General features: G+C 29.0%; 23 protein-coding genes. All 23 read left to right on the top strand.

Annotated elements, in window-relative coordinates; genetic code table 11:
• Nucleotides 1-25 precede the first annotated feature (25 nt).
• The 23 genes from NY022_RS00565 to NY022_RS00455 all read left to right on the top strand — a co-directional run bounded on the left by NY022_RS00565 (nucleotide 26) and on the right by NY022_RS00455 (nucleotide 26,892).
• Nucleotides 26-238, top strand: a complete 213-nt coding sequence (locus NY022_RS00565) for a hypothetical protein (protein ID WP_267523082.1) — start codon at nucleotides 26-28, stop codon at nucleotides 236-238.
• Nucleotides 231-1,181 carry a methionine ABC transporter ATP-binding protein gene (locus NY022_RS00560; protein WP_267523081.1) on the top strand — a complete coding sequence of 317 codons (951 nt, stop codon included), beginning with the start codon at nucleotides 231-233 and terminating at the stop codon, nucleotides 1,179-1,181. The genes NY022_RS00565 and NY022_RS00560 overlap by 8 nt, the downstream gene beginning before the upstream one ends.
• Nucleotides 1,178-1,912, top strand: coding sequence for a methionine ABC transporter permease (locus NY022_RS00555; protein ID WP_267523080.1), 735 nt, complete (start codon nucleotides 1,178-1,180; stop codon nucleotides 1,910-1,912). Before NY022_RS00560 ends, NY022_RS00555 begins: the two co-directional genes overlap by 4 nt.
• 20 nt (nucleotides 1,913-1,932) lie before the next feature.
• On the top strand, nucleotides 1,933-2,703 hold the full coding sequence (locus NY022_RS00550; protein WP_267523079.1) for a MetQ/NlpA family ABC transporter substrate-binding protein: 771 nt from the start codon (nucleotides 1,933-1,935) through the stop codon (nucleotides 2,701-2,703).
• A 64-nt stretch (nucleotides 2,704-2,767) separates the two neighbouring features.
• Nucleotides 2,768-3,529 carry a MetQ/NlpA family ABC transporter substrate-binding protein gene (locus tag NY022_RS00545; RefSeq protein WP_267523078.1) on the top strand — a complete coding sequence of 254 codons (762 nt, stop codon included), beginning with the start codon at nucleotides 2,768-2,770 and terminating at the stop codon, nucleotides 3,527-3,529.
• A 116-nt stretch (nucleotides 3,530-3,645) separates the two neighbouring features.
• Nucleotides 3,646-4,089, top strand: coding sequence for an acetyl-CoA carboxylase biotin carboxyl carrier protein (accB, locus tag NY022_RS00540; RefSeq protein ID WP_267523077.1), 444 nt, complete (start codon nucleotides 3,646-3,648; stop codon nucleotides 4,087-4,089).
• A gap of 12 nt (nucleotides 4,090-4,101) precedes the next feature.
• Nucleotides 4,102-5,436: an acetyl-CoA carboxylase biotin carboxylase subunit gene (locus NY022_RS00535; RefSeq protein ID WP_267523076.1), complete on the top strand. Its 1,335-nt coding sequence runs from the start codon at nucleotides 4,102-4,104 to the stop codon at nucleotides 5,434-5,436.
• Between the two features lie 48 nt (nucleotides 5,437-5,484).
• On the top strand, nucleotides 5,485-6,810 hold the full coding sequence (locus NY022_RS00530; RefSeq protein WP_267523075.1) for an MATE family efflux transporter: 1,326 nt from the start codon (nucleotides 5,485-5,487) through the stop codon (nucleotides 6,808-6,810).
• Nucleotides 6,811-7,044: 234 nt separating this feature from the next.
• On the top strand, nucleotides 7,045-8,472 hold the full coding sequence (gene hydA, locus NY022_RS00525) for a dihydropyrimidinase (RefSeq protein WP_267523074.1): 1,428 nt from the start codon (nucleotides 7,045-7,047) through the stop codon (nucleotides 8,470-8,472).
• A 10-nt stretch (nucleotides 8,473-8,482) separates the two neighbouring features.
• The gene (locus NY022_RS00520; RefSeq protein WP_267523073.1) at nucleotides 8,483-9,847 is read left to right on the top strand and encodes a cytosine permease; all 1,365 of its coding nucleotides are present in this window, start codon (nucleotides 8,483-8,485) and stop codon (nucleotides 9,845-9,847) included.
• A 287-nt stretch (nucleotides 9,848-10,134) separates the two neighbouring features.
• Nucleotides 10,135-11,571, top strand: coding sequence for a nucleobase:cation symporter-2 family protein (locus NY022_RS00515; RefSeq protein ID WP_267523072.1), 1,437 nt, complete (start codon nucleotides 10,135-10,137; stop codon nucleotides 11,569-11,571).
• The gene (gene ygfK, locus NY022_RS00510; RefSeq protein WP_267523071.1) at nucleotides 11,568-14,603 is read left to right on the top strand and encodes a putative selenate reductase subunit YgfK; all 3,036 of its coding nucleotides are present in this window, start codon (nucleotides 11,568-11,570) and stop codon (nucleotides 14,601-14,603) included. Before NY022_RS00515 ends, ygfK begins: the two co-directional genes overlap by 4 nt.
• Nucleotides 14,604-14,646: 43 nt before the next feature.
• Nucleotides 14,647-15,975 carry a putative aminohydrolase SsnA gene (gene ssnA, locus NY022_RS00505; protein WP_267523070.1) on the top strand — a complete coding sequence of 443 codons (1,329 nt, stop codon included), beginning with the start codon at nucleotides 14,647-14,649 and terminating at the stop codon, nucleotides 15,973-15,975.
• A gap of 138 nt (nucleotides 15,976-16,113) precedes the next feature.
• Complete coding sequence (locus NY022_RS00500; RefSeq protein WP_267523069.1) at nucleotides 16,114-17,496, top strand: uracil-xanthine permease family protein; 1,383 nt, start codon at nucleotides 16,114-16,116, stop codon at nucleotides 17,494-17,496.
• Between the two features lie 158 nt (nucleotides 17,497-17,654).
• Nucleotides 17,655-18,236 carry a nucleotidyltransferase family protein gene (locus tag NY022_RS00495; RefSeq protein ID WP_267523068.1) on the top strand — a complete coding sequence of 194 codons (582 nt, stop codon included), beginning with the start codon at nucleotides 17,655-17,657 and terminating at the stop codon, nucleotides 18,234-18,236.
• Nucleotides 18,223-20,514, top strand: a complete 2,292-nt coding sequence (gene xdhA, locus NY022_RS00490) for a xanthine dehydrogenase subunit XdhA (RefSeq protein WP_267523067.1) — start codon at nucleotides 18,223-18,225, stop codon at nucleotides 20,512-20,514. Before NY022_RS00495 ends, xdhA begins: the two co-directional genes overlap by 14 nt.
• Nucleotides 20,502-21,380, top strand: a complete 879-nt coding sequence (gene xdhB, locus NY022_RS00485; protein WP_267523066.1) for a xanthine dehydrogenase subunit XdhB — start codon at nucleotides 20,502-20,504, stop codon at nucleotides 21,378-21,380. The genes xdhA and xdhB overlap by 13 nt, the downstream gene beginning before the upstream one ends.
• A complete protein-coding gene (xdhC, locus tag NY022_RS00480) occupies nucleotides 21,370-21,846 on the top strand; it encodes a xanthine dehydrogenase subunit XdhC (RefSeq protein ID WP_267523065.1) in 477 nt (158 codons plus the stop codon). Before xdhB ends, xdhC begins: the two co-directional genes overlap by 11 nt.
• Nucleotides 21,836-22,531, top strand: coding sequence for a selenium cofactor biosynthesis protein YqeC (gene yqeC / locus NY022_RS00475; protein ID WP_267523064.1), 696 nt, complete (start codon nucleotides 21,836-21,838; stop codon nucleotides 22,529-22,531). Before xdhC ends, yqeC begins: the two co-directional genes overlap by 11 nt.
• A gap of 10 nt (nucleotides 22,532-22,541) precedes the next feature.
• The gene (locus NY022_RS00470; protein ID WP_267523063.1) at nucleotides 22,542-23,711 is read left to right on the top strand and encodes a M20 metallopeptidase family protein; all 1,170 of its coding nucleotides are present in this window, start codon (nucleotides 22,542-22,544) and stop codon (nucleotides 23,709-23,711) included.
• Complete coding sequence (yqeB, locus tag NY022_RS00465) at nucleotides 23,704-24,495, top strand: selenium-dependent molybdenum cofactor biosynthesis protein YqeB (RefSeq protein ID WP_267523062.1); 792 nt, start codon at nucleotides 23,704-23,706, stop codon at nucleotides 24,493-24,495. Before NY022_RS00470 ends, yqeB begins: the two co-directional genes overlap by 8 nt.
• Nucleotides 24,496-24,497: 2 nt before the next feature.
• Nucleotides 24,498-25,295 (top strand): XdhC family protein, encoded by a 798-nt coding sequence (locus NY022_RS00460; protein WP_267523061.1) that lies wholly within the window; start codon nucleotides 24,498-24,500, stop codon nucleotides 25,293-25,295.
• 292 nt (nucleotides 25,296-25,587) lie between these two features.
• Complete coding sequence (locus NY022_RS00455; protein WP_267523060.1) at nucleotides 25,588-26,892, top strand: YgeY family selenium metabolism-linked hydrolase; 1,305 nt, start codon at nucleotides 25,588-25,590, stop codon at nucleotides 26,890-26,892.
• The last annotated feature ends 11 nt before the right edge of the window (nucleotides 26,893-26,903 follow it).

Here is a 26,903-nt window from a genome sequence, read left to right as displayed (position 1 = left end):
AAATACTTGACAAAAAAAGAATTTTATGTTTAAAATCACGGAATATAATTTTAAAGGATATTATTATGATGATGCAGATGCAATAGCGTCTGGCTTAAAAACTTTCTTTTTTAGCTGGACGCAAATAAAAAATACAAAGCAAGCAGCTAAAAAGAAAGATAAAATATTTTGCTTACTTCATATTCAAACAAAGATTTTATTTTTCTTTAAATTTGTTTTTAAGGAATATTATGATTGAAATTAAAAATTTAAAGAAGTTTTATGGTGAAAATTGTGTAATAAACGATGTCAGTTTAAATATCAAAAAAGGTGAAATTTTTGCTATAGTTGGACATAGTGGTGCTGGAAAAAGCACGCTTTTAAGATGTATTAATGCATTAGAAAAATACCAAGAAGGCTCTCTTAAGGTTTTTGGAAAAGAAATTAATGCTTTAAAAGAAAGCGAGTTAAGAGAGTTAAGAACTGAAGTTGGGATGATTTTTCAACATTTTGCATTAATGAATAGAAAAACAGCTTATGAAAATATAGCTATGCCTTTAATTTTACATAAGAAAGAAAATATTGATAAAAGAGTAAAAGAATTATTAAATTTAGTAGGTCTTAGCGAAAAAGCTAATTCATATCCAGCAAATTTAAGTGGTGGTCAAAAGCAAAGGGTAGCTATAGCAAGAGCGTTAGCACTTAATCCTAAAATTTTATTAAGTGATGAGGCTACCAGTGCACTTGATCCAGCTACAACTAATCAGATTTTAGATTTATTAAAGCAAATTAATAATGATTTAGGAATTAGTATAGTTTTAGTAACTCATGAAATGGAGGCAGTAAAAAGAATAGCACAAAATGCATGTTTGCTTGAAGCTGGACAAATAATAGGTCAGGGTAGTATAACAGATATTTTTCAAAGACCAACTAAAAAAATGAGAGAATTTTTAAGTGAAGATGAAGTTGTTCCTGAAAGCGGTTTAAATATTCGCCTTATTTTTCCTAAAGAAGTTGCACAAAATGGTGTGATAGCAAAAATGGCTAAAGAATTAAATATAGATTTTTCAATAGTATGGGGAAAAATAGAAAAATTAAATGATATAGCATTGGGAACATTAGTGATAAACATTAATGAAAATGATAAAAAAATAGTGTGTGAGTATATAGAAAAATCAGGTGTATTATGGGAGGAAGTATGAATTATTTAGAGCAATTTTTTAATCATTATCAAAAAATTTTACACCCAGCGTTGAAAGAAACATTATATATGAGTATTACGTCTACTAGTATAGGTTTTATTCTTGGTTTGGGTCTTGGAATTTTATTATTTGTAACTAAAAAAGATGGACTATATGAAAATGTTAAATTTTATAGAGTTTTAGATTTTTTTGTAAATATAGTTCGTTCTTTTCCATTTTTAGTACTAATAATTGCACTTATTCCTTTTACGAAACTCTTAATAGGTAAGAGTATAGGAACCACGGCAGCTATAGTCCCATTAACGATAGGTGTAGCACCTTTTATAGCAAAATTAGTCCAAAATGCATTTAATGAAGTTGATTATGGAATTATTGAGGCTGCTAAAAGTTATGGTGCTAGTAGATTACAGATTATTTTTAAAGTGGTGCTTTATGAGGCATTGCCAGCATTAGTTAACGCTGCAACTCTTACCTTAATAGTTGTTATAGGCTATAGTGCTATGGCAGGAATTGTCGGAGGAGGTGGATTAGGAGACGTTGCAAATCGTTATGGTTATCAAAGGTTTAAGACTGATATTATGATAGAAACTGTAATAGTTTTAATAATTTTAGTTCAAGTAGTTCAGATTTGGGGTGATTTTGTAGAAAAAATTACGAGAAAAGGCAAAAATACGTTGCTTTATATATCAATAGCAATATTAATTTTTGTGTGTATTTATTCAGGTATTTAATTTTATTAAAAGGAGAACAAATGAAAAAAATTTTTAGTTTAGCTGCTTGTGTAGCTTTAAGTGCAAATTTATTTGCTGATACAATTACAGTTGGTGCAACACCAGTTCCACATGCGGAAATTTTAACAGAGGTTGCTAAAATTTTAAAAGAACAAGGTCATGAGCTTAAAATAGTTGAGTTTAATGATTATGTTTTACCAAATTTAGCAGTAAATGATGGTGAATTAGATGCAAATTTCTTTCAACATAAACCATATTTAGATGAATTTAATAATCAAAAAGGTACAAATTTAGTTTCAGTGCAAGGTGTTCATTTAGAACCTATGGGAGCATATTCTAAGGTAATTAAAAATATTAGTGAACTAAAAGAAAAAGCATTAGTTTATATTCCAAATGACCCAACAAATGAAAGTAGAGCTTTAAATATTTTAGAAAAAGCAGGATTGATTGAACTAGATAAAAATGTAGAATTAAAAACTCCACTTGACATTACTAAAAATCCTAAAAATTTGGAATTTAAAGAATTAGAAGCTGCACAATTACCAAGAGCGTTAGAAGAATGTGATTTAGCGGTTATTAACTCAAATTATGCACTTGCAGCGAATTTAAACCCAACAAAAGATGCAGTAATTATTGAAAGTAAAGATAGCCCTTATGTTAATATCGTTGCTGTTAAAAAAGATAATGCAGAAAGTGATAAAACAAAAATTTTAGTAAAAGCAATATCAGATGAAAAAATTAAAGCTTTTATAGAAGAAAAATATAAAGGTGCAATTATACCAAGTTTTTAATTATTTTTTTAGCTATTAGCTTCAATGCTATTAGCTAAATTTACATTATGAAAGGAAAATTTATATGAAAAAATTGATTTTTTTTACTATTTTAAGTTTATTTTTAAATGCAGAAACCATAAAAGTTGGTATTACACCATATCCAAATGCTGTGATTATGGAAAATGTAAAAGATGATTTAAAACAATTAGGATATGATTTAGAGGTTATTGAATTTAATGATTATATTTTACCTAATCTTGCATTAAATGATGGCGAATTAGATGCTAATATGTATCAACATAAGCCATTTTTAGAGGATTTTAATGAAAGCAAAAATACTGATTTAGTAGCAGTTGCAAATGTTTTTTTACCACCTATGGCAGCATATTCTAAAAAAGTAAAAGATGTAAAAGATTTAAAAGATGGTGCTTTAATTTATATTCCAAATGATCCAACCAATGAGAGTAGGGCATTAGATGTTTTAGAACAAGCTGGTCTTATTAAAACTAATAAAAATGTTAAATTTAGAAGCGTTTTAGATATTACTGAAAATCCTAAAAAATTAGATATAAAAGAATTAGAAGCTGCACAAGTACCAAGAACATTAGAAGAATGTGATTTAGCAGTCATTAATACTAATTATGCACTTGCAGCAAATTTAAATCCTATTAAAGATTCAATTATATTAGAAGATTTGAATAGTCCTTATGTTAATGTTATTGCTGTTAAAAAAGGTAAAGAAGAAGATAAAAAAACTAAAGCATTAATCGAAGTTATAAAAACTCCTAAAATTAAAAAGATTTTAGAAGAACAATTTAAAGGTGCTATTATTCCAGCATTTTAATATTTCGCCTTATACTAGGCGAAATTATATATGTATTTTTTAAAAATTAATATTTATTTTATAAATGTTATTTTTTTAATACTATAATCGTGGCTATTTTTTATTTAGGAGAATGAATGAAAAGAGAAGAAATAAAAGAATTAATAGATATGTTTGCTCAAGCAAATATAGGCAAAATTAAAATCAAAGAAGGCGATTTTGAAATTAGCCTAGAAAAACAAGGAACTACTGTAGAGTGTGCTCCAGTACCGGTAGTGCCACAAGCAGCCCCAACTCCAATTAATGTAAATGTTGTAAATGAGGCAAAACCTAGCAAAAATCATCAAGCTATTACATCTCCTATGGTAGGAACTTTCTATCAAGCACCTAGCCCAGGAGCTGCTACATTTGTAAAAGCTGGTCAAAGCGTTAGAAAAGGTGATACTATTTGTATTATTGAAGCTATGAAAATTATGAATGAGATAGAAGCTGAATTTGATTGCAAAATAGTAAATATATTGATTGAAGATGGACAACCAGTAGAATACGGCACTGAATTATTTGAAATTGAAAAATTATAATTTAGGTGTGCTATGAAAGAAATAAAAAGAATTTTAATAGCTAATCGTGGTGAAATTGCTCTAAGAGCTATTAGAACGATTAAAGAAATGGGTAAAGAAGCTATTTGTATATATTCAAGTGCTGATAAAGACGCTTTATACCTAAAATATTGTGATGCTAGTATTTGCGTTGGTGGTCCAAAATCAAGCGAGAGTTATTTAAATATCCCATCAATTATTAGTGCTGCTGAATTATGTGGTGCTGATGCGATTTTTCCAGGATATGGCTTTTTGAGTGAAAATCAAAATTTCGTAGAAATTTGTGAGCGTCATAATATTAAATTTATAGGTCCAAGTGTAGAAGCTATGAATGTAATGAGCGATAAAAGTAAGGCTAAACAAGTTATGAAAAGAGCAGGTGTTCCTGTAATTCCAGGTAGTGATGGTGCTTTAAAAGATGTAAATATGGCAAAAGAACTAGCTGAAGAAATGGGTTATCCTGTTATTTTAAAAGCTGCTGCAGGTGGTGGTGGTCGTGGTATGCGTGTGGTTGAAAAAGCTGCTGATTTAGAAAAAGCATATTGGTCTGCTGAAAGCGAAGCTACAAGTGCATTTGGAGACGGAACTATGTATATTGAAAAATATATTAAAAATCCACGCCATATTGAAGTTCAAATTATAGGTGATAGCTTTGGAAATGTTATTCATATAGGTGAGCGTGACTGTTCTATGCAAAGACGTCATCAAAAATTAATAGAAGAAAGTCCAGCTATTGCACTTGAGCCTAAAACTAGAACAAAATTGCTTGAAACTGCAGTAAATGCAGCTAAAGCTATCGGATACGAAGGTGCAGGAACATTTGAGTTTTTATTAGATGATTATCAAAATTTTTATTTTATTGAAATGAATACAAGATTACAGGTTGAGCATTGCGTAAGTGAAATGTGTAGTGGAGAAGACATTATTCGTCATATGATAAATGTAGCTGAAGGAAAAGCTCTACCTAAACAAGAAGAGATAAATTTTAAAGGTCATTCAATAGAATGTAGAATTACCGCAGAAGACCCTAAAACATTTACACCTTGCCCAGGTACAATTAGTAGATATACAGCTCCTGCAGGTGCTAATGTTAGAATGGAAAGTCACATTTATCAAGGATACAGCGTTCCTCCGTTTTATGATAGTATGATAGGAAAGCTTGTAGTATGGGCTCCTACTAGGGCTATGGCTATACAAAAAATGAAATGTGCTTTGCAAGAATTAATAGTAAGTGGTATTAAAACTACAAAAGATTTTCATATTTCTATGATGGAAAATCCTGATTTTATAAACAATAAATTTGATACAAACTATTTATCAAGAAGATAATTCCTAAATGAAATTCTTTAAGAATTTCATTTAGTCCTAAGTAATGCTATGAAAGAAATTAATTTTTATAAATTATCTTTAAATATTTATTTAGAAATGCTACTTCGTTTTAGTTCTATTGTCATAAATACTATTATGATTAGTAGATACAATGTGTTTTTAATCGGAGCCATGAGTAGTGCAAATCAGATTTTTATAATAGCTACAACTATATTTTCATTCCTTTCAATTGGCTCAAGTGTATTAATATCTCAAGCTTTAGGCGCTAATAACAAAAACTTAGCAATAAGGTCAGCTCATATTAGTATATCTTTTAATATGGTTTTAGGTATTTTGATATTTTTTATAATTAATTTTTTTGATGGCAATATGCTTAGGTTGTTAAATGTTCCTAATGATATATTTGATTATTCATTAATATATTTACAAACTATAGCTTATGTAATATTGTTAGATTGCTTAAATATAGCTTTATCATCTGTAATTAGAACTTATGCTAAGGCTAAGGAATTAATGATTGTATCGCTTATTATGAATGCAGTTAATATTGTTTTTAATGCTATATTTTTATATAAATATGATTTAGGCTTATTTGGAGTGGGAATTTCAAGTGTAATTTCTAGGATAGTAAGCCTTGCAATGCTAATTTATATATATTTTAAGATTGCAAAACTTAAGATTTATTTTGAGCTATTTTTTAAAATTAATAAAAAAATATTAAAAAATATTTTGACAATAGGTGGCTTTAGTGCAGGAGAAAATCTACTATGGTCAGCACAATATATGGTTATTTTTGCTTTTGTTGGATTATTAGGAAAAGATGCTTTAAGTATTCAAAGTATATTTTTTCAAATTTCAATGTTTATATTTACTACTAGCTCTGCTTTAAGTGTGGCTAATGAGATAATCATCGGTAGGCTAGTTGGTGCAAAAGAATTTGAAAAAGCGTATAAACAAAGTTTTAAAGTATTAAAAATTGCAATAATTTGTAGTTTAGTATATGCTAGTTTTGTTTTTTTAATTCAAGATTATATATTTCAAGCACTTAGTTTAAGCAATGAATTAATAAATATTATAAAACCGCTTTTTATAATAAGTTTTTTCTTAGAAAGCTCAAGAGCTTTAAATATAGTAATGGTTAATTCTTTAAGGGCTAGTGGGGATGCTGCTTTTCCTTTTTATGCTGGAATTGTTTTTATGTGGGGAGTTAGCGTTCCTTTAGCTTATATTTTAGGGATACATTTACATTTTGCCATGGTTGGAATATGGAGTGCTTTTGTAGTTGATGAACTTTTAAGAGGACTTGCTAATACATATCGTTGGAAAAGTAAAAAATGGCAAAGTAAAACATTAAGCCATAAATATTCTAAATAATTAAAAATCTTTTATTCTCAATTAAATCATTAACAAATATTTAATTTTTTTAAATTTAATGCAAATTTAACTATCAATAAATTCACAAAAAAGTTACTAAAATACACAATATTATAAAATTTAAATTTTTAATTATTAGATTAAGCTATTTTTAAGGGGGGGGGTATTCTTAAAGCAAATTTCAATTAAAAAGAACGAAAAAATATTAATTTTGTTCTTTTTTAAGGAGGGAAAATGCTTTATGATTTAGTCATTAAAAATGGTTTTGTAGTTTCAACTGAAGCTACAATAAAATGTGATGTCGCAATAAAAGGCGAAAAAATAGTAGCTTTGGGAAATTTTGATAAAAGCCAAGCTACTAAAATTATTGATGCAAAAAATAAATATGTCTTACCCGGGTGTATAGAAGCACATATGCATTGTCAAGCCCCATTTCAAGGATGTTTAGGTGCAAATACTTTCTATGAACAAAGCATTAGCGCAGCATTTGGTGGTGTTACTACTTTTATGGATTTTGCAAATATGAGTGTTAAAGATTCACCATATCAGCAAGCATTAGCAAGGCTTGATGAGATGAGTGAAAGTGCTATTGATTATAGTGCGCATGGAAAAATCATTCAAGCTAGTAAAGAGATATTAGTTGATATTGAAAAATTAGTTAAATTTGGAATTCCTACTTTTAAGATGTTTATGACTTATAAAAAAGAAGGTGTAATGAGTACCGATGAGACTATGCTTAAGGTTTTTAAGCTTTCAAAAACTCTAAATGTCTTACCAATGCTTCATTGCGAAAGTAATCCTATAGCTGAATTAAATATTCAAAATTGTGTAAAAGAAGGCAAACTAACTTGGAGAGATTTTGCAAATTGCAAACCTATTGAATGCGAAGCAGAAGCATTTACAAGGGCTTTACAATATGCAAAATATATAAATTGTGCTATTTTAGTAGTGCATACTACAAACAAATTAGCACTTGATGCAGCAAGGATAGAACAAACTAAAGGCTTTCCTGTTTATATTGAAACTTGTCCGCATTATCTAACTTTGTTTGATAATTTATATGATGGAGATGATGGACATTTAGCAGTTTGTTCTCCTCCGCTTAGAACTCCTAAAGACGCTGATGATTTATGGCAAGGTTTAATAGATGGGACTATTTTACTTACTGGTTCTGATGATTGTACTTTTAAAAGAGCAGAAAAAGAAATGTTTTTGCAAAAATCAAGCGATGGAAAAATAATACAAGATTTTACAAAAGTCGTAAATGGCTTATCAGGACTTGAAATAAGACTTCCATTACTTTTAAGCGAAGGTGTTAATAAAAATAAATTTAGCATAAATAAACTCGTAGCACTTACAAGCACAAACATAGCTAAAATTTACGGTTGCTATCCGCAAAAAGGCGTAATAGCTGTAGGTAGTGATGCTGATATAACAATAGTTGATTTAGATAAAACTATGCTAATTTCAAAGGATACATTACATAATAATTGCGATTATTGTTTACACGAAGGATTTGTGGCTAAAGGTTGCGTAGAAACTACTATTTTAAGGGGAGAGATAATAGTAGAAAATGGTACTTTTAAAGGCACTAAGGGTGCAGGTAAATTTATACGAAGAAAAATTAATTCACAATATTTAGAAAAATACGGTTTAAATTAAAGGAATATTTATGGAAGATGATAAAAAATTAAGAAATTCTGAATTATTACCAACTGGTGATGATGAAAGAAATATGAGTTTATTTGATTATACAATTCTTTGGTCTGGTATGACTATTAATATAGTAGCTTTTAGTTTAGGAGCACAATATTATAATGGTGGAGATGGTTTAAGTCTTTGGACTATGGTTTTGGTTATGTTAATAGGTTATGCGATAGTTACATTATTTACAGCTATGGTAGGAGATATCGGCACAAAATACGGAGTACCTTTTGCTGCTTATATTAGAGCACCTTTTGGATATAAAGGTGCTAATATTGCTGGGCTTGTTAGAGCTATACCAGGGCTTTATTGGTTTGGATTTTTAACATATATTGGTGCTGGGTCTATGAATAAAATTTTTAATATATTATTTGGTTTTGATAATTTATCATTAATGATAATAATATTTGCAGCTATTCAAATATTAAATACTATGTATGGTTTAAAGGCTATGGCTAAATTTGGTTGGATAGCAATTCCAGCATTGGCTATTATGTTTTTAGCTATTTTAATTAATACATTAAACAAATATAATATTACAATCCCAGAAATTATGGCAATCGAGACTAAAGGTGGATATTCATTCGCTTTTGCTGTAGCAGGAATTGCAGGTGGTTGGCTTACAATGGCACTTAATGGAAGTGATTTGTCAAGACAAATAAAAAGAGATAAAAATTATAATGAATTAGGTTTTTTTAAAAGAAATAAAAGAGCATTAATAGGTCAAATAATAGGTCTTATGATGGTTGGTGTCATTACTATGCTAATAGGTGTAGCTAGCGGTATTACATCAGGATATTGGGATTTAAATGATGTTATACCTGATTTATTCACTAATAATTTAGCACTTATTTTATGCTTTATAACCGTTGTTTTTGCACAATGGTCTACTAATACAGCTGCAAATTTATTACCACCAGCTTTAATTTTATTAAATTTTTCTCCAAAACTTAAATTTTGGATGAGTACAATTATTTGCGGGATTTTTTCAATAGCAATACAGCCATGGAAAATTCAAAGTTCAGGTGGATTTTTAGTAGATGTGCAAAGTTGGATATCTCAAATGTTAGGACCTATTATAGGCATAATGCTATGTGATTATTTTATTATTAGAAAAACAAATCTTAATGTAAGTGATTTATATACATACAAAGGAAAATATTATTATACAAAAGGTTATAACATCAGTGCTTTAATATCTCTTTTTGGAAGTTTTTTATTAGGACTTAATTTTGGTGATTATGCATTTTTTGTCGGTCTTTTTTCTAGTTCGTTGATATATTTATGCTTGATGTATAAATTTAACCCCAACAGCTTTATTAAATGTGTATGATTTTTTATCATACATATTTTTTATATCTTAAAATAAATTAAAGAAAAATATTTAATATAAAAACTTATATAGTTTTACACTTTTTAATAAAAAAATTAAAAGAAAATTCTTATTTTTTCAAAAAGTAACAAATTTTTTAAATAGCGATAGCACAATAAAAATAACCTATTATAATTATAAAAATACGCTTTATTTTTTGAAAAAATAATCATTTATAAAGTTTTTTTTGCAATAATCATAAAAAATAAAAGAAAATTATTTAAAAATACTAGAAAGGAGATTAGATTATGTCAGATTTGCAAAATAACAAAAAAGTAAAAGAATTGCAAAACGAAAAATTATCTTTTTCTCAAAATTTAATTTTTGCACTTCAGCATCTTTTAATTATGGTTGCTGGTGCTATTACTGTTCCATTGATAATCGGTTCAGCCGGTGGCTTAGATCATTCTCAAATGGCATATCTTGTTAGTTGTGCTTTATTAGCTGGTGGTATTGCAACATCAATAGAGTCTTTTGGTCTTACTAAATTTTTAGGTGTAAGGTTACCAATCGTATCAGCAACTTCATTTGCAGCTGTTGCAACTCTTACTGCTATTATCAGCGAATATAAATACACAGACCCAGTTTTAGGATTGCAAGTAATAGCTAGTGGGGTTATAGGTGCTGGAATTTTTTGTTTTTTATTTGCTGGCGTTTGGAGTAAAATGCTAAGATTTTTTCCAAAGGTTGTTACTGGAACTGTTATAACAGTTATAGGTTTAGCTTTATTTCCTATAGGAATTAAATGGATTACCGGAGGAGTAAAATTGGCAGATGGTGCAAAGATAGTTGATATTATTAAACCTGAATATTCAGAATATGCACATAATGTCGTTTTAATGGGTATACCAGATACAAAAACTTTAATAATAGCTGGTTTGGTTTTATTAGTTACTTTGGTTTTATTTAAATTACTAAAAGGAATTTGGTCTAGCCTTGCTATTTTATTTGGATTGGGTTTTGGTGTTATTTTAGCATGTATGATGGGTGTTACAGATTTTTCACAAGTAAGTAATGCATCTTTAGTAGGCTATGTGGTACCATTTCACTTTGGTTTCCCTGTTTTTGAAATAGGTGCAATTATATCTATTACTGTTATTATGTTGGTACTTATGACAGAAGCTACAGGGAATTTTATGGCAGTTAGCAATATAATAGGAAAAGATATATCAGATAAGGAATTAGCTAGAGGTCTTAGATCAAGTGGTTTTTCAACCATTATATCAGGTTGTATATACTCATATCCAGTAACACCATTTGGTCAAAATGTTGGTTTAGTTGGTTTATCAGGTATAAAAAGTCGTTTTGTGACAGCTACTACTGGAGTAATGTTGATAATATTAGCATTTTTTCCTAAAATGGCTGTTATGATAACAGCAATTCCACAATCGGTATTAGGTGGTGTAAGTTTTGCTATGTTTGGCGTGGTTGCAGTTGGTGGTATTAGAACTTTAGGAAAAGTTGATTATGAAGGAAATAAAAATAATATCATAGTAGCAGTTAGTATAGGTTTGTCATTAATACCAACTGTAGCACCTTTGTTTTTTCATAGTTTATCAAAAGGTGCACAAAACTTTTTACATAGTGGAATAACAATAGGTTGTATATCAGCTATTGTTTTAAATATATTTTTTAATGAGTTAAAATTTTTTAATAAAAATTCAAAAGAAAGAGGTAATTCATGAGTGAAAGAATGTCTTTAATACCATTCTCAAATCTAATTGAATGGTCACTAGCAGAGTATAAAGATAGAGGTGCAGTTTTTGGTGTTCGCAAAGAAAAGTTTTACAAAAATAATAGTGGAACTAGAGTTGAATTATTTGGTGAAAGATTAGCTAGTCCAGTAGGTCCTGCAGCTGGTCCAAATTCACAATTAGCTCAAAATATAATAGCATCATATTTGGCAGGTTCAAGATTTGTTGAGCTTAAAACTGTTCAAATTATGGATGGTGAAGAATTAAGTAGATGCGTTCCTCGTCCCTGTATAAATGCTATGGATGAATGCTACAATCAAGAATGGAGTACAGAACTTGAAGTTCCACAAGCATTTAATGAATATGTAAAAGCACATTTTGCTTTATATGTACTAGCAAAAGAATTTGGAATTAGTGATGAAAAAGATTTTTCATTTAATATGAGTGTTGGCTATGATTTAGAAGGTATTAAGTCTAAAAAAATTGATACTTTTATTGAAGGTATGAAAGATGCTTCAAATACACCTATTTGGAAAGAATGTGTTGAATACCTTAAAGCAAATATGAGTAAATTTAAAAGATTTAACGAAAAAGATTTAGAGAAAATTACAACTAGAATAAGTACAGGTATAACATTATCAACATTACATGGTTGTCCACCAGAAGAAATTGAAAGAATTGCAAAATATTTATTAGATGAGAAAAAAGTAAATACATTTATTAAATGCAATCCGACTCTTTTAGGTTATGAATTTGCTAGAAAATTAATGGATGATATGGGTTATGGTTATGTTGTTTTTGATGATCATCATTTTAAAAATGACTTACAATATGATGACGCAATTAAAATGCTTACCAGATTAATGGCTTACGCAGATGAAAGAAATTTAAAATTTGGTGTAAAATTAACAAATACTTTCCCAGTTCAAAAGAAAAATAATGAACTTCCAGGCGATGAAATGTATATGTCAGGTAGGGCGTTATATCCTTTAACAATTAGCTTAGCTAAAAAATTAGCGGTTGAATTTAAAGGTAAACTTAGAATGTCTTTTTCAGGTGGTGCTGATGCGTTTAATATAGTTGATATCTTTAATACAGGAATTTATCCTATTACAGTAGCTACTACTATTTTAAAACCGGGTGGCTATGAAAGAATTAAACAAATGGCTACAGAATTAGAGCCTCACTTAAGTGGTAAATTCTATGGCGTAAATGTTAAAAATGTATCTTTCTTAGCAGATAATGTAATTCATAATAAAGATAATTTAAAAGAAAGTCGCCCAGTAGCTAGCAGAAAAACAAAATCAGAATTGCCATTGTTTGATTGCTATAAAGCTCCATGTAAAGATGGTGGATGTCCTATTAACCAACAAATTCCTGAATATTTAAGTTTAGTTAGTAAGAAAAAATATAAAGAAGCTTTGAATGTAATTTTAACTGATAATTCAAGTCCAGCTGTTTTAGGTGTTTTGTGTGACCATCAATGCCAACACAAATGTACAAGACTTGACTATGAAGAATCATTACAAATTAGAAGTGCAAAAAGACATGCAGTTGTTAATGCTATGGATGAATATATTGCAAATCAAAAGCAAACTCCTATAATTACTCCTAAAAAAGCTGTAGTAATTGGTGCTGGTCCTGGTGGTGTTTCAGTCGCATATTTTTTAAGAAGAAATGGTATGGCTGTTAAAGTTTTAGAAAAAAGAGAACAACCTTATGGTATTGTAAAATATGTAATTCCTGAATTTAGAATTGCTGATAAAATGATAGAAAGAGATTATAACTTAGCAGTTAGTGCTGGAGTAGAATTTGAATTTGGTGTAAATGAAAATTATGATATTCAAGCATTAAAAAAAGAATATGATTTTGTTATCATAGCAACTGGTGCTTGGTTAGAACCTAAGGCTCCATTTAAAGAAGGTGCTGATAAATTATCTAACGCTCTTAAATTCTTAGAAGATGCAAAAACTAGCGATTTAACTTTAAAATTAGGAAAAAGAGTTGCTATTTTAGGTGGTGGTAGTGTTGCTATGGACTGTGCTAGAAGCGCATTAAGATGTCCAGGTGTTGAAGAATCTATTATAGTTTATAGAAGAACAGCTGAATTTATGCCAGCAGAACCTGAAGAAAAAGAATTAGCATTACAAGAAGGAGTTAAATTCGCTGAATTATTAGCGCCATTATCATATGATGGAAAAGTTTTAAAATGCGAAGTTATGAAACTTGGCGAAAGAGATAGTAGTGGTAGAAGAGGTGTTGAAAGCACTGGTGAAATAAAAGAATTAGAATTTGATACAGTTGTAAATGCTACAGGTGCTAGGGTTTGCAATGAATTGTTTAAGAAAAATAATTTACCATTAAATGAATGGGGCTATGTAGATATTAATAAAAATAATGAATCAAAAATAGAAAATGTATATACCTGTGGTGATTGTAAGGCTGGTGCTTCAACTATAGTAAAAGCTATAGCTGACGCTAAAGTTGTAAGTAAAGACATTCTTAAAAAATGCGGTTTAGTTCATGATTTTATTAAACATAATTTACCTCAAGATATTGATTCTATGTATGAGAAAAAAGGTGTATTACAAAGAGCAAAAACATCTAATGAAGATGGTGGTAGATGTTTAACTTGCGACCAAATTTGTGAAATTTGTGCTGATGTATGTCCTAATAGAGCAAATGTTGCTATTGAAGTAAATTCAGGAACAAATACATTTAGTAATATTCATCAAATAGTTCATATTGATGGAATGTGTAATGAATGTGGTAACTGTGGAGTGTTCTGTCCTCATAGTGGAAATCCATACAAAGATAAAGTTACAGTATTCTGGACTGAAGAAGACTTTATTGATAGTACCAATAAAGGATTTTATAGAACTGGTGAGGATACTTACAAGGTTAGAAATGAAGATGGTAGTATAGTAGATTATAAACTAGGTGGTAATAATATTTCTGAAGCTATGAAAGAAATGATAGTAGCTGTTGCGAAAGATTACCCTTACTATATAATGAATTTATAATAAAAAAAGGGTCATATTGACCCTTGTAAATAAAGGAGATTTTATGATTTTAATTGGTAATGCAAAATTAGTTACGAGAGATGATGAAAATAGGTTAATTGAAAATGGTGCTGTCTTAATAGATGGAAAATTTATTAAAGAAGTAGGAACTACAAATGAACTTAAAGCTAAATATCCTAATGCTGAATTTAAAGATGCTAAAGGTCGTTTAGTTTTACCAGGATTTATTAATACTCATATGCATTATTATAGTACATTTGCAAGAGGAATGAATTCAAATAGCAAACCAGCTACAATGTTTGCTGAAATTTTAACAGGACTTTGGTGGAAACTTGATAAATTATTAACACTTGATGGTGTTTATTATAGTGCTATAATGCCTATGATTGAACAAATTAAACAAGGTATAACCTCATCAATAGATCATCATGCTAGTCCTTACGCTGTTAAAGGTAGCCTTTTTAAAATTGCTGAAGCTGCAAAAAAAGTTGGTATTAGAAGTAATCTTTGTTACGAAATTTCAGATAGAGATGGTGAAAAAATTGCAAATGAAGGCATAGAAGAAAGTGTTGATTTTATAAAATATGCTAAGTCACAAAATGATGATATGTTAAAAGGTTTATTTGGTTTTCACGCTTCTATGACGATTAGTGATAAAACTCTAGATAAAACTTTAAAAGAAGCTGATAATTTAGGCGTTGGATTCCATGTACATTGTGCTGAAGGTATCGAAGATGTTGTAGATAGTATAGCAAAATATGATATGAGAGTAATTGAAAGATGGTTTAAAAGAGGTGTTTTAAGCGATAAATCTATTGCAGTGCATTGTGTAAATATTAAAGACTGGGAAATGGATATGTTAAAAGAAAGTAATGTTGCTGTTGTAACAAATCCTGAGTCAAATATGGGTAATGCAGTTGGTTCTACTCCTATTGTTGAGCTTATGAAAAAAGGTGTATTACTTGGACTTGGAACAGATGCATATACAACTGATATGATGGAAAGTTATAAAGTAGCTAATATTATTCCAAAACATAATGCAAAAGACCCTACATTAGGCTGGTATGAAGCACCTACAATGTTATTTAAAAATAATAGAACAATTATGAATAGATTTATTGATGGTGAAGTAGGGGTTATTAAAAATGGAGCGTTAGCTGATATTATTATAGTTGATTATGACGCACCAACACCTATTACAAAAGATAATATTGATATGCATTTATTGTTTGGTGTAACTGGTAGAAATGTTGATACTACTATTATTAATGGTGTGATAAGATACGATGAAAGAAAGTTAGTTGATATTGATTATGCTGAAGTTGCAGCAAAAAGTCAAGAAGAAGCAAAAAAACTTTGGTCTAAAATTTAAGTACAGGAAGTAAGAAAGGAGTAATTTTTTAGTTGTGGATATGAATTATCCACTTTATAATTGGTTTTTTTCTTAAATCACATATTAGTGTGAAATGAGGAAAGAGCACATTAAATTAATTTAATTTTAGGTGTAGAAATGAAAGAAGAAAATCATAATAATTTAAATGGACGAGAATTAATATATCAGTTGGAAGGTCGCCCACCTTTTATGGTGGCATTCCCTTTAGGTTTGCAACATATTTTAGCAATGTTTGCTGGAAACTTAGCTCCTATACTAATTATTATAGGTGTTTTAAATGGTGTTGATCCTAGCTTAGGTTTCGCAATTTCAGCTGAAAATAGTATAAAAATGGTTCAAGTTGCAATGCTTGCTTCTGGACTTACAACTTTGTTACAATTATATCCTTTTAGAAAAGGCAACTTACAAGTAGGTGCAAATTTACCTATAGTAATGGGGACAGCTTTTGCATTTGTACCAACAGCGATTACTATAGCTGGCAATTACGGATTACCAACTGTTTTAGGCTCTTGTTTAGTTGGTAGTTTTGTTACTATAGCGATGGGATTTTTATATAAACATCTTAAAAAATATTTTACGGAACTAGTAATAGGTTCAGTGCTTATTGCTATTGGAATACATTTGCTTGATGTTGGTGTTCAATATTGTGCAGGTGGAGCAGCAGCAAAAAAACTTGGTGGATATGGTTCTGTTTCTAACTTAGCTTTAGCATTTACAACCTTTGCTGTTATAATTTTCTTACAAAAATTCGGTAAAGGAATGTTTAAAATTTCAGCTATCTTAATAGGCTTGGTAGTTGGATATATATTAGGTATATTTACCGGAAAAGTAAATTTAAGCATTATAGCTAATGCTGATTGGTTTGGGTTACCTATGCCAGCAATGTTTATTACTGATTACAAATTTGAATTAGCACCAATAATAAGTGCTGCAATAATATATGTAGTAATAGGACTTGAAACTATAGGTAATGTTAATGGTATTACCATAGCTGCATTTGATAGACCAGCTAAAGAAAAAGAAACTAGTGGAGCTATATTAGCCGATGGTGTTGGTTGTTTGGTAGCTAGTTTATTAAATGCTTTACCTAATACTGCTTTTGGTCAAAATGCTGGAATTATAGCTATGACTAAGATTGTTAATAAATGGTGCATTACTTTAGGTGCATTTTTAATAATCGGTGCTGCATTTATACCGAAATTAGGTGCTGTTTTTAGAGCTATTCCTGATTGTGTTTTAGGTGGAGCAGTTATTACTGTTTTTGCTATGATAGTTATTAATGGTATAAAAATGATATCTCAAGCAGGATTTAGTAATAGAAATGTAATGGTACTTGGTATTACTTTTGGTTTAGGATATGGTTTTGGTGTTCATCCAGAAATTACTCAAGGATTACCATCTTATATTAGTTGGATTTTCAAAGATACTGTTGCTTGTGTATGTATGATAGCAATGCTTGCTTCTATAATATTCCCTGATGATAAATCAGTTAAAGAATAGTTAATTTATAAGGCAAAATATTTTGCCTTATAAAATTTAATTGTTTTTATTTTTTATATACATTTTTATTATACTATATGTCTAAAAGGATATTTAATGTATAAAATACAATTTTGCATTCATAAAAAACGATATAAACAAATGAACTAGGATTTATTTTGAAAAGTGCAGGTATTCTTTTAGCAGCTGGTTACTCTAGAAGATTAGGACAAGATAAGTCATTTGTAAAATATAAAGGGTTTAATTTAATAGATTTAGCTATTAAAAATTTTTTACTTTCAAATTTAAATAAACACATAGTTATAGCTGGTTTAAATAATTATGATTACATACATACAAAATATCCAAAAATAAATGTAATATTAAATTTAAACAACACTGGTCAAAATAGTAGTATAAAGTTAGGTATAGAGAATATAAAAGATTATGACTTTGCTATGTTTATGGCAATAGATCAACCATTCTTAAAATTATCAACAATTAATAAAGTTATAAGTAATTATAAAAAAAATCATATTGTAGTATCTAGTTATAATGGTAATAACGGGTTACCAACTATTTTTGATAAGATTTATTTTAATGAACTTTTGCAAATAGTAGGAGATAAGGGAGGTAAAGATGTAATAACAAAATATTTAGACAAGGTAATTTTTGTAAATGGTTTAGATGAAATAGAAAATTTTGACATTGATACACAAGAAGATTTAGAAATTTTAAGGAGAAATTGTGAAATCAAATAATACTGTAGGAGAAAGTGTTACTAGATGGGACGCTTATGCTAAAGTGACAGGTAGAGCGAATTATACAGCTGATATACCAACTAAAACAAAATTATATGCAAGTATAGTAAGAGCAACTATAACTCATGGTTATGTTAAAAATTTTGATTTTAGTGAAGCTTTAGAAGTTGAAGGTGTGATTAAAATTTTAACATATGAAGATATGCCAAAAAATAAATTTTCAACAGCTGGACATCCATACGGACTAGATCCAGCAACAAGGGATAGATATGATAGGAATATATTAACAAATCATGTTAGATTATATGGTGATGAGATAGCTGTTGTAATAGCTACAAATGAATTAGCATCAAGAATAGCTGCTAGTAAAGTCAAGGTTGAATATGATGAGTTGCCATTTTATTTAACTCCAAAAGAGGCTTTATCTAAAGATGCAGTTTTAATACATGAGGATTTAGACAGTAATATATTAAAACATACTACAAGTAGTGTTGGTGATATTAAAAAAGGTTTTGATGAATCAGATTTTATTTTTACCGATAATTTTAAAGTTCCAATACAGCAGCACTGTCATTTAGAAAGTCAAATTGCCTGTGCTTACAAAGGTGATGATAATCGTTGGATTGTTATATCATCAACTCAAATTCCACATATTTTAAGAAGAATTTTAGGTGAAGCTTTTGGTATAAGATGGAGTTCTTTTAGAGTTATCAAACCTTTCATAGGTGGTGGATTTGGAAATAAACAAGATGTTACTATAGAACCACTTTGCGTTGCTTGTTCTATGGCTATGAATGGTCAGCCAGTGCAAATTGCATTAAGTAAAGAAGAAAGTATTGCCTATACTAGAACAAGACATGAAATGGAATATTCTGCAAAAATGGGTATAAGTAAAGATGGTATAATAAAAGCACTCGATATAGAAGTATTATCTAACAAAGGTGCTTACGCTTCACACACTCATGCTGTAGGAATAAAGGGTGGTGGAATGTTACTATCGCTTTATGATATACCAAATTTTAGATATGATATTAAAACCGTTTATACAAATATTGCTACTGCTGGTGCTATGAGAGGTTATGGTATTCCACAAGTTATGTTTTTTATTGAAAGCTTTATGGAAAATATTGCTAGAAAAATGGGTTTTAATTCATTTGAATTTAGACAAAAAAACATTATAAAAAATCACTCTTATAATCCACTAAATCAAGTTACACAAGAATCTGTAAAATTGCAAGAATGTATGGATTTAGCTAAAAAAATATTTTGTTACGAAGATAAATTAAAACAATGTAAAAACTATAAGCATAATTATAAAAAACGTGGTATAGGAATGGCAAATTTTTCTTATACTACCGGTGTTTATCCAAAGGGCTTAGAGATTGCTAGTGCTAGAGCTATACTAAATCAAGATGCTAGTATAAAATTAATGCTAGGTGCGACTGAAATCGGGCAAGGTTCTGATACCGTTTTAGCACAAATTGCAGCTGAAGTTTTAACAATTCCATATGAAAGTGTTATAGTAGATAGTATTACTGATACTGATACAGCACCATTTGATACAGGCTCATATGCATCAAGGCAAAGTTATGTAAGTGGTGAAGCAGTTAAAAGGGCTGCTATAGATTTGAAAAATAAAATCATAAAAAGTGCTGCTAAATTTAAAGAATTAGATTCTAATGAGTTAATCTTATCAAATTCAAAAATAATAAATACAAATGGTGATTTTATAATGAGTTTAGAGGAAGTCGCTTTAAATTCTATGTATAATTGGCAAAAAGCTGAAATTTTAGTGGGTGAAGGTTCTTATAATTGTCATAATAATTCTTATTCTTTTGGTACTTGTTTAGCTTATGTAGAAGTTGATTGCGAGAGTGGAAAGGTTAAAATTTTAGATATTTTAAATGTTCATGATAGTGGTAGAATTTTAAATCCATTATTAGCTAGTTCTCAAGTAGAAGGTGGTATGGGAATGGCTATTCCTTATGCTTTAAGTGAAGAATTAAAGTATGATAAATTTGGAAAAGTATTAAATAATAATTTATTAGATTATAAAGTTCCGACTGCTATGGACTTACCTGATTTAAATTCAGCTTTTGTAGAAAATTATGACCCATATGGACCTTTTGGTAACAAATCTTTAGGTGAACCTCCTATGTGTTTACCAGCTCCAGCAATTAGAAATGCAATAGTTAATGCTTTAAATATTGAAATTAATGAAATTCCAATTACACCAGAAAAAATTTTTAATCTAAAGGCTAAATCATGTATCAATTAAAATCATATACAGAAACTAATAGTATTTATCAAGCAAGTGAAATTTTAATAAATAATGAGAACGCAATGATAATAGCGGGTGGCACAGATGTTTTAGTAAAAATGCGAGATTTAAAAAAATCTTACATAGATAAAGATTTAGTTGGCATTACTAGAATAAAAGAATTAAATGAAATTTATAAAGATAAAGAAGAAAATATAATAATAGGTTCGTGTGTAAATTTTACTAAATTAGAAGAAAATGAGATAATTTTAAAAAATATTCCTATACTTGCAAAAAGTTCTAGTTTGGTTGGTGGTCCTCAAATTAGGAATATGGGAACAATAGGAGGTAACATTTGTAATGGTGTAACTTCAGCTGAGAGCGCATCTGTTTTATTTGCATTAAATGCTAAATTAGAAATTGAAAATATTAATAGAAAAAAAATTATACCTATTGAAAATTTTTATATTGACCATGCAAAAGTATTGTTAAAGCAAGGGGATATTTTAAGCAAAATTATTATCAATAAAAAAGATTATGAAGGTTTTAAAGGAGTTTATTTTAAATTTGCACCAAGAAACGCTATGGATATAGCAACTATAGGAGTTTCTGTCATGCTTAAAGAAAAAAATAATAAAATAGAAGATATAAGATTAGCCTACGGAGTTGCAGGTCCTATTCCATTAAGAGCAAAAAATACTGAAAAATTATCAATAAACCTTGAATTGAATGAAAAAAATATAGATATTATTTGTGACAATGTATTAAAAGAAACAAATACTAGAAATTCTTGGAGAGCTTCAAAGGCTTATAGAGATAATTTAATTAAAGTTTTTACAAAAAGAGCAATTTTAAATCTTATAGGGGTTGATTATGAAAATTAAAGTATGCGTTAATGGGCAATGGTATGAAAAATTTATTGACATTAGAATTTCTCTTTTAGAATTTTTAAGAAATGAACTTAATTTAACAGGTGCAAAAGAATGTTGTTTAGTAGGTGAATGTGGTGCTTGTGCGGTATTAGTTGATGGCGTAAATGTAAATAGTTGTATTTATTTAGCTGCTTGGGCTGATGGCAAAAATATTACTACTATAGAAGGTATTGAAAAAAATGGAAAATTAAGTGATATTCAAGAAAGTTTTATTAAAAATGGTGCGGTTCAATGCGGATTTTGCACTCCAGGATTAATTATTAGCTCAACAGCTTTATTAAATAAAAAGTCTAATCTAACTAAATTTGAAATAAGGCGTGGAATATCAGGTAATTTATGTCGTTGTACCGGTTATCAAAAAATAATAAACGCAATTAGTGAAGTTGATAAAAATAAGTGTAATAAAAATGAACAATGACTTAAATCAAATTTTAGATATAAAAAATAATGATGTAGTAGCTATTATAGGTAGTGGTGGTAAAACAAATTTAGCTTATAATTTATCTAAAATTAATCAAGATAAAATAACTGTTTTAACAACTACTACAAAAATGTTTATTATAAAAAAAGATGATATTAATGCGTCAGTTAATGAAAATTATAATAAATTTATTTCACCAACTAAAGGTATAAATATTTTTGGAAATATTTATGAAAATAAAATACAACCATTAGATAATGATAAAATGCAAAATCTTATTAAAGAATCAGAATTATTTATTTATGAAGCTGATGGGTCAAAAATGTTACCTTTAAAAGCTTGGAATGATAAAGAACCTGTAATTTTAGAAAATACTACAAAATGTGTAGGGGTATTACCTTTGCACATTTTAAATCACAAAGTATCGCCAGAAATTATTCATAGATATGATTTATTTTTAGATAAATTTAGTGTAAAAGAAGGACAAATAATAGATGAGGCATTAATAGTGAAAATATGTAATGAGATGTTTTGTAAAATAGATAATAAAATTGAAAAATTTATATTTTTTAACAGGACTTTAGATACAATAAATGCAACTAAAATATCAAAATTATTAAAAAAATACAAAATTTTTATAGGTGATTTATTTAAAGACAAATATATAAAAATTAATTTTTAAGGGAGATAAAATGGATATTGATTTTAAACAAATAGAAAATAAAGTATTAGAATACAGAAGATATTTACACGCTCATCCAGAGCCTTCATTTGAAGAATATAAAACAACTGAATTTATAGCACAAGAATTAGAAAAGTTAAAAATTTATGAGATAAGAAGATTAGCAAAAACTGGAATTGTAGCTGATTTTAAAGTTGACAAATCTAACAAAACTGTAGCTTTTAGAGGTGATATTGATGCACTTATATTAGAAGAAAAAGGGAAATGCGAATTCGCTTCAAAAAACAAAGGTGTAATGCACGCTTGTGGGCATGATGCACATACTGCAATGCTTCTTGGTTTAGCACATGCTATAGCTAGTAATCCTAATAATATTAAACAAAATATAAGATTGATTTTTCAAAGTGGTGAAGAATTAGCACCGGGAGGAGCTAAAACACTAGTTGATTTAGGAGTAATGGATGGAGTTGATGCTATTTTTGCTATACATGTTATGCCGGGAAAACCTTGTGGGACAATTTCAATAAAACCAAAAATTGCTAGTGCTAACAAAGACACATTTGATATTATCGTAAATGGTAAAGGTGGACATAGTTCAATGCCGCAAAATTGCATTGACCCTATTTTAGTAGCTTCATCAATAGTTGTAAATTTACAAAGTGTTGTATCAAGAGGGGTAAATCCATTTAGTACTGCTGTTGTATCAACTGCTAGTTTTAATTCAGGTTCAGAATATGGAGTAATCCCAAATGATGCTAGAATTACTGGTGCTGTTAGAAGTTTTGATAATGATGTAAGAGCAGTTGTGAAAGAAAAAATGCAAAGCATAGTAGAAGGAACGGCTAATGCTTATGGTGCAAAAGCGAGAGTAATTTTTCCAGAATGGGATTATTCAGCAATTTATAATGATCCAAATTTATGTGAGTGGTTATGTGGTTTAATTCCTAATTACCTAGGAAAAGATAAGTTAATAATAGATGAATTTCCACAAAGTTTTAGTGAAGATTTTTCAGAATATTTAACTAAAAGTCGTGGTGTAATGGTGTGGCTTGGAATTGATAATATAGATAAAGATACCCCAAAATTACATAGTCCATATTTTGATCCAAATGAAGCTGCATTTATTGAAGGTGTTAAATACTTTTATATGATTGCAAAGGAGTTTTATCATTATGAATGATTTAGTAATAATTAGAGGTGCTGGCGATATTGCTACTGGTATAGCTGTTAGATTATATAATTCTGGTTTTAAAATTATTATGCTTGATATTTCACAACCTAGTGCAATTAGAAGAAAAGTCGCATTTTCAGAAGCAATTTATGATGATGAATGTATTGTTGAAAATATAAGAGGCAAAAAATCAAATTTTGATGATATTTATAACTGTTTATCTCAAGGAATAATACCAATAATCGTTGATGAGAATTTAGCAATTTTAAATCATATTAAACCAAAAATTTTAGTTGATTCTATTTTAGCTAAGAAAAATTTAGGAACTAATATAAATATGGCTGATATAGTTATAGGTATTGGACCAGGATTTAATGCAAAAATTGATTGTCATGCTGTAATAGAAACAAGTAGAGGACATGATTTAGGTAGAGTAATTTACAACGGTAGTGCTAAAGCAGATACCGGTGTTCCAGGAATTATTGCTGGAGTAGGTGCTGATAGAGTTATTCATTCACCTTGTGAGGGATTTATTAAATGTGTTAAAAATATAGGTGATATTGTTATGAAAGATGAAATTCTAGCATATGTTAATAAAATTCCTATAAAAGCTACTATAAGTGGAGTTTTAAGAGGAATTATTAAAAATGAATATTATGTTACAAAAAATTTCAAAGTAGCAGATATTGACCCTAGAATAAGTGAGCAAAAGAATTGTTTTAGTGTGTCAGATAAAGCAAGAAGTGTTGGTGGTGGCGTACTAGAAGCAATTTTATATTTAAATAAAGGATAATTATGGAAGAAAATATTTTAAAACAAGTTTATGATGCGGTTGCAAAAAATGAAGCAATAGCGCTAGTTACATTAATAGAAGTAAAAGGTAGCACCCCAAGAGATGCTGGTTCTATTATGGCTGTTTATTCAGATGGTAGAATTATAGGTTCAATAGGTGGAGGACCTATGGAATATGAGGTTATTAAAGAAGCTTTAGATGCTATAAACAAAGGTGAGTCAAAAGAATTTAACCATGCTTTAACTCCACAAGGTGAATTTAAAGCCCAATGTGGTGGATACGCTAAAGGATATATAAAAGTTTTTAATACTAAAAGTAAGCTCATAATAGCAGGTGGTGGACACATAGGTAAAAAATTATTAGAACTAGGTAAATTTTTAGGATTTTATTGCATTATAGTTGATAACAGAGAAGAATATAAAACTGAAAAATCATTGCAAATTGCCGATGAAATAATAATTTGTGATTATTCTAATATAAATGAATTTTTAAAAATTGATGAAAATAGCTATATTGTAGTTGTAACACAAAATTGTTATTGTGATTTTGACTGTGTGAAAAATATACTGGATAAAAATTTTAAATATTTAGGCGTCATAGGTAGTAAATCAAAGCAAAATTTCATAAGAAAATCTTTAAAAGACTCAGGTTTTAACGATATTTTAATAAATAAAATTTATGGTCCTACTGGACTTGATATATCTAATCAATTACCAGAAGAGATTGCATTTAGTATTTTAAGTGAAATTTTATTGATAAAGAATAATGGAAAATTAGTTCATAAAAAAGATAAAAATTAAATAAATAATATAGATTAATTATTTTTTTTACATAATTTATATTTAATTGTGTAAAAAATAATAATTTATAGTAATTTATAATAATTTTTTATTAATTTTTAAGCATATTTTTGATAATTTTTACATATCCTAATAAAAAATAGGTAAAAATTAAAATTATTTTATTAAAGATTAACCAGATACTGGTAAAATTAAATTGTTTTTGAAGTTTAAGGTTATTTTTTAGCCTTATTTGGTGATCGTAAGATCTTTTTTTAAGTTATGTTATTAATTTTTTAAGAAAGGGTAAAAGATGGATTTTGAAGCTATAAAAAAAGCTGCAGAAGGCTATAGAGCGGACATGACTAAGTTTTTAAGAGACGTAGTTAAATTCCCAGGTGAGAGTTGCGGTGAAGAAATGCACGCAAAAAGAATTCTAGAAGAAATGCAAAAAGTAGGATTTGATGAGTGTGGTATTGATAAATTAGGTAATGTATATGGTTATATGGGTAAAGGTAAAACTTGTATAGCATTTGATGGTCACATTGATACAGTTGGTATCGGTAATAGAGATAACTGGACATTTGACCCATATGAAGGTTATGAAACAGATAGCGAAATTGGTGGTCGTGGTGTAAGTGACCAATTAGGTGGTGTTATATCAGCTGTTTACGGTGCTAAAATTATGAAAGATTTAGGTCTTTTAAATGATAAATATAAGGTTTTAGTATATGGAACAGTACAAGAAGAAGACTGCGATGGTATGTGCTGGGAATATATTATTAAAAAATTAGGTATCAAACCAGAATTCGTAGTTTCAACTGAACCAACTGATGGTGGTATTTATAGAGGTCAACGTGGTAGAATGGAAATTTATGTAGATGTTAAAGGTGTTTCATGCCACGGTTCAGCTCCAGAAAGAGGAGATAACGCTGCTTATAAATTAGCTGAAATTATTCAAGACATAAGAGCATTAAACAATAATGGCGCTGGTGAAAGTACATCAATCAGAGGTCTTGTTAAAATGCTTGATGAAAAATATAATCCAGAATGGAAAGAAGCTAATTTCTTAGGTAGAGGAACTGTTACAGTATCTCAAATATTCTATACTTCTCCAAGTAGATGTGCTGTAATAGATTCATGTAGAATTTCACTAGATAGAAGGATGACTGCTGGTGAAACTTGGCAAAATTGTTTAAAAGAAATTGAAGAATTGCCATCAGTTAAAAAATATGGTGCAAAAGTTGGAATGTATGATTATGATGTTCCATCATGGACAGGTGAAAGATATCCAATTGAATGCTACTTCCCAACTTGGGTAATTCCAGAAGATCATAAAGTAACAAAAGCTTTAGTTGAAGCTTATAATGGTTTATATGGAACAGAAAGAATTGGTTCTAAAGAAACAGTTGCAATGAGAAAGAAAAGACCTTTAGTTGATAAATGGACATTCTCAACAAATGGTGTTTCAATCATGGGTAGAAATGGTATTCCTTGTATAGGTTTTGGACCAGGTGCAGAAGCTGAAGCTCACGCTCCAAATGAAAAAACTTGGAAAGATGACTTAGTTGTTTGTGCAGCAGTATATGCAGCTCTTCCAACAATTTATACAAAATAAGTTGAGTTTAG

The organism is Campylobacter sp. MG1 (assembly GCF_026616895.1).
Lineage (GTDB): Bacteria > Campylobacterota > Campylobacteria > Campylobacterales > Campylobacteraceae > Campylobacter_E.
This window is presented reverse-complemented; position numbering and strand designations above follow the sequence as displayed.

Bases quoted from the DNA above. Each gene is read 5' to 3' on its own strand.
- NY022_RS00565 (WP_267523082.1), top strand. From the start codon at position 26: ATGTTTAAAATCACGGAATATAATTTTAAAGGATATTATTATGATGAT.
- NY022_RS00560 (WP_267523081.1), top strand. From the start codon at position 231: ATGATTGAAATTAAAAATTTAAAGAAGTTTTATGGTGAAAATTGTGTA.
- NY022_RS00555 (WP_267523080.1), top strand. From the start codon at position 1,178: ATGAATTATTTAGAGCAATTTTTTAATCATTATCAAAAAATTTTACAC.
- NY022_RS00550 (WP_267523079.1), top strand. From the start codon at position 1,933: ATGAAAAAAATTTTTAGTTTAGCTGCTTGTGTAGCTTTAAGTGCAAAT.
- NY022_RS00545 (WP_267523078.1), top strand. From the start codon at position 2,768: ATGAAAAAATTGATTTTTTTTACTATTTTAAGTTTATTTTTAAATGCA.
- accB (WP_267523077.1), top strand. From the start codon at position 3,646: ATGAAAAGAGAAGAAATAAAAGAATTAATAGATATGTTTGCTCAAGCA.
- NY022_RS00535 (WP_267523076.1), top strand. From the start codon at position 4,102: ATGAAAGAAATAAAAAGAATTTTAATAGCTAATCGTGGTGAAATTGCT.
- NY022_RS00530 (WP_267523075.1), top strand. From the start codon at position 5,485: ATGAAAGAAATTAATTTTTATAAATTATCTTTAAATATTTATTTAGAA.
- hydA (WP_267523074.1), top strand. From the start codon at position 7,045: ATGCTTTATGATTTAGTCATTAAAAATGGTTTTGTAGTTTCAACTGAA.
- NY022_RS00520 (WP_267523073.1), top strand. From the start codon at position 8,483: ATGGAAGATGATAAAAAATTAAGAAATTCTGAATTATTACCAACTGGT.
- NY022_RS00515 (WP_267523072.1), top strand. From the start codon at position 10,135: ATGTCAGATTTGCAAAATAACAAAAAAGTAAAAGAATTGCAAAACGAA.
- ygfK (WP_267523071.1), top strand. From the start codon at position 11,568: ATGAGTGAAAGAATGTCTTTAATACCATTCTCAAATCTAATTGAATGG.
- ssnA (WP_267523070.1), top strand. From the start codon at position 14,647: ATGATTTTAATTGGTAATGCAAAATTAGTTACGAGAGATGATGAAAAT.
- NY022_RS00500 (WP_267523069.1), top strand. From the start codon at position 16,114: ATGAAAGAAGAAAATCATAATAATTTAAATGGACGAGAATTAATATAT.
- xdhB (WP_267523066.1), top strand. From the start codon at position 20,502: ATGTATCAATTAAAATCATATACAGAAACTAATAGTATTTATCAAGCA.
- xdhC (WP_267523065.1), top strand. From the start codon at position 21,370: ATGAAAATTAAAGTATGCGTTAATGGGCAATGGTATGAAAAATTTATT.
- yqeC (WP_267523064.1), top strand. From the start codon at position 21,836: ATGAACAATGACTTAAATCAAATTTTAGATATAAAAAATAATGATGTA.
- NY022_RS00470 (WP_267523063.1), top strand. From the start codon at position 22,542: ATGGATATTGATTTTAAACAAATAGAAAATAAAGTATTAGAATACAGA.
- yqeB (WP_267523062.1), top strand. From the start codon at position 23,704: ATGAATGATTTAGTAATAATTAGAGGTGCTGGCGATATTGCTACTGGT.
- NY022_RS00460 (WP_267523061.1), top strand. From the start codon at position 24,498: ATGGAAGAAAATATTTTAAAACAAGTTTATGATGCGGTTGCAAAAAAT.
- NY022_RS00455 (WP_267523060.1), top strand. From the start codon at position 25,588: ATGGATTTTGAAGCTATAAAAAAAGCTGCAGAAGGCTATAGAGCGGAC.